At 41.6% G+C, this 3,243-nt stretch carries 3 protein-coding genes and 2 tRNA genes; 3 read left to right on the top strand and 2 right to left on the bottom strand.

Annotation, left to right across the window (positions count from 1 at the left end; all coding sequences use genetic code 11):
* Window positions 1–44: 44 nt before the first annotated feature.
* Together asd and rsgA are read right to left on the bottom strand one after the other, a co-directional pair.
* Window positions 45–911: an archaetidylserine decarboxylase gene (gene asd / locus GQR46_RS18015; RefSeq protein WP_004336058.1), complete on the bottom strand. Its 867-nt coding sequence runs from the start codon at window positions 909–911 to the stop codon at window positions 45–47.
* Window positions 912–926: 15 nt separating this feature from the next.
* Window positions 927–1,985 (bottom strand): small ribosomal subunit biogenesis GTPase RsgA, encoded by a 1,059-nt coding sequence (gene rsgA / locus GQR46_RS18010; protein WP_010554253.1) that lies wholly within the window; start codon window positions 1,983–1,985, stop codon window positions 927–929.
* Between the two features lie 121 nt (window positions 1,986–2,106).
* Here rsgA and orn point away from each other — a divergent pair, with 121 nt between their 5' ends.
* The 3 genes from orn to GQR46_RS17995 all read left to right on the top strand — a co-directional run bounded on the left by orn (window position 2,107) and on the right by GQR46_RS17995 (window position 3,082).
* Entirely contained in the window at window positions 2,107–2,652 is a 546-nt protein-coding gene (gene orn / locus GQR46_RS18005; protein ID WP_007585019.1) for an oligoribonuclease, read from the top strand.
* A 182-nt stretch (window positions 2,653–2,834) separates the two neighbouring features.
* Window positions 2,835–2,910 (top strand) — tRNA-Gly (locus GQR46_RS18000).
* Window positions 2,911–3,006: 96 nt separating this feature from the next.
* A tRNA-Gly gene (locus tag GQR46_RS17995) sits at window positions 3,007–3,082 on the top strand.
* Window positions 3,083–3,243 lie beyond the last annotated feature (161 nt).

Below are 3,243 nucleotides of genomic sequence, written 5' to 3'. Positions count from 1 at the left end.
GTTTAAATAAACGCGGTTTTTTTATTTCTAATTAACGATTTATTTTAATCGTTAATTTTTGCAAACGCAGTACCTAAGCGAGTAACCACTTCTGGTAGTTGGTCATCCAGTATTTCAGCTTTATCAGCACCCCATGCTAGTACCACAGTAGAGCCTAATTTAAAGCGACCCATTTCTTCACCTTTTTTAAGCGTGATAGCGTTATCGCCAGTGGTTGGGTATTTCCAACTAAATACATCGCTACCTGCTGGTGGCGTGACAGTGCCTGCCCAAATAGTTTCTATGCTGGCTACAATTGTTGCGCCAACAAGTACCATTGCAAGCGGACCAATCTCAGTTTCAAAAATTGCTACCACACGTTCGTTACGTGCAAACAAGTTAGGCACGTTTTGCGCTGTAAGTGGGTTTACTGAAAATAAATCACCTGGCACGTAAATCATTTTGCTTAGTGTGCCATCAATTGGCATATGAATACGGTGGTAATCTTTAGGCGCTAAATAAATAGTGGCAAACTTACCGCCTAAAAATGGTGTTGTATCATCTTGTGAGCCGCCTAGTAGCGCTTGTAAGCTGTAATCGTGGCCTTTAGCTTGTATTAGCTGTCCGTCAACAATATCGCCTAGCTGGCTGATTGCGCCATCCACTGGATGAATGATGATATTGCTATCTTCTACCATTGGGCGCATGCCGTCTTTTAAAGGGCGAGTAAAAAATTCATTAAAGCTTTTATAATGAGCCGGATCTGGGTATTGGGCTTCGCTCATATCTACTTTATATTGCTTAATAAATAGTTTAATTAAAGTCGTTGTTAAAGCACCCGCTTTTGCAGCAGCTAATTTGCCGACTACGCGTGAAATAAAATGTTTTGGCATTGCGTACTGCATTGCGATTTTAAATTTGTCTAAACTCACAGTATTTTTCCTAAATTATACGCGAGGCGCACGGGCGCCTGCACGGCCATCGGCCATTGTTTCTAAAATTCGGTGGTAGCTGTCAAAGCGCAATTGAGAAATTCTTCCATCGGCTACTGCTTCTTTAACGATGCAACCCGGATCGTTTAAATGTTTACAGTCTCTAAAGCGGCACCCGCCTATAAATTCTCTAAACTCTTTAAAGCACCACGTTACACGCTCAACATCTAAATGCCATAAACCAAACTCACGAATACCTGGCGAGTCGATTAGGTTACCGCCACTTGGTAAATGGTGAAGTCGCGAAACAGTTGTTGTGTGCTGGCCTAAGCCGCTGTTTTCAGATACTTCTTTAGTTAATATTTCAGCGTTAGGCAATACAGTATTAACGAGGGTTGATTTCCCCACACCACTTTGGCCAACAAAAATATTATTTTTATCAACAAGTACTTCTTTTAATTTATCAATACCATCGCCTGATATATTACTAACAAGGAGTACTTGGTAATCAAGTTTACGATAGATATCGAGAACTTTTTGTATTTCGTTAAGGCCTGCTTCGTCAATTAAATCGGTTTTATTGAGCACTAAAATTGGCTCAATGCCCATATCTTCACAGGCTATTAAATAACGGTCGATAATACTGGGTGTAAACTCGGGTAATACAGCCGATACCATGAGTATTTGGTCAATGTTGGCTGCAATAACTTTAACACCGTCGTAAAAGTCAGGGCGGGTAAGTTGCGAGCGACGCTCTTGCGTGGCTTCAATTACACCGGCTAAATCACCCTCACTTACTTTGGCACGGCGAAATAATACTTCATCACCACATACTAAATTAGACACAGTACGGCGTATATTACAGCGAAGTACATCGCCATTTTCAGTTTCGACATCGGCGTGTTGGCCAAAACGACTGATCACAATTGCGCTCTCGACCTGACCTAAGTTATCGGTTTGCCATTCTTGCGCCCCTTTTTTAGCCGGTCTTGAGTCTGCGCTATTAATGCGCTTTTGGTGATTGGCCTTGATCTGACGCGATTGGCCTTTACTTAATTTTTTTTGTTTTGCCACTGGAGGCCTATAACCTTAGTTAAATGTCGCTTTTCCTAAAAAAAGCTTTAGCTCGACGGTTGATGCTAATATGATATATCGAAATGCGTTGGATCTAAAGGAAAGCACCGCTTAGGTAATTATGACTATTAATAAATCAAATTTAATTTGGCTCGATCTTGAAATGACAGGGCTCGAACCAGAGACCGATAAAATACTCGAAATTGCGACGGTTGTCACTGACGCAGACCTGAATATATTAGCCGAAGGGCCAACTATAGCTATTCATCAAAGTGATGAATTACTAAATGGCATGGACGAGTGGTGTACTACTCAACATGGTAAGTCGGGTTTAACAGCTCGCTGCAAAGCAAGTACCTTTGATGAAGCCTATGCTGTAGAGCAAACTTTAGCGTTTTTAAAGCAGTGGGTACCAGCAGGCACTTCGCCAATGTGTGGTAATTCAATTGGTCAAGACCGCCGCTTTATGAATAAATATATGCGCGAGCTTGAAGACTTCTTTCATTACAGAAATCTTGATGTGAGTACTATTAAAGAATTAGCACGTCGCTGGAAACCAGAAGTGCTTGCAAAAGTGAACAAAAAAGGCTCACACCTTGCTTTGGATGACATTAAAGATTCGATTATGGAATTAAAAGTCTATAGAGAAAATTTCTTTAATTTGTAAAAAACACTTGCAAACAGACTGTATTATTGTAGAATCCTGCCCCGCTCAAGACGATAACCCACGCGGGGTTAGTGTGTTTGAGTGATTGAATTACCATCAATAAATGCGGTACTAGCTCAGTTGCTAGAATGTTGAACGCGATCTGTCGCGCACCAACGTAAAATAACTGAAGAAGTGAAAATGCGGTACTAGCTCAGTTGGTAGAGCGCGACCTTGCCAAGGTCGAGGTCACGAGTTCGAGCCTCGTGTACCGCTCCAATTTCTAACCAAAAGAAATTGAAGTGAATAAAAGCTAGCTCAGTTGCTAGGATGTTGAACGCAATTTATTGTGCATCAATAAAATAACTGAAAAATGCGGTACTAGCTCAGTTGGTAGAGCGCGACCTTGCCAAGGTCGAGGTCACGAGTTCGAGCCTCGTGTACCGCTCCAATTTCTAACCAAAAGAAATTGTAGTGTTGAATGAAAATATAATGCGGTACTAGCTCAGTTGCTAGAATGTTGAACGCGACCTGTCGCGCACCAACGTAAAATAACTACAGAAGTAAAAATGCGGTACTAGCTCAGTTGGTAGAGCGCGACCTTGCCAAGGT

It is taken from the genome of Pseudoalteromonas sp. Z1A6 (assembly GCF_011378745.1).
Taxonomy (GTDB): domain Bacteria; phylum Pseudomonadota; class Gammaproteobacteria; order Enterobacterales; family Alteromonadaceae; genus Pseudoalteromonas; species Pseudoalteromonas arctica.
The sequence above is the reverse complement of the archived record's forward strand: the minus strand, read 5'-3'. Positions and strand labels throughout refer to the sequence as shown.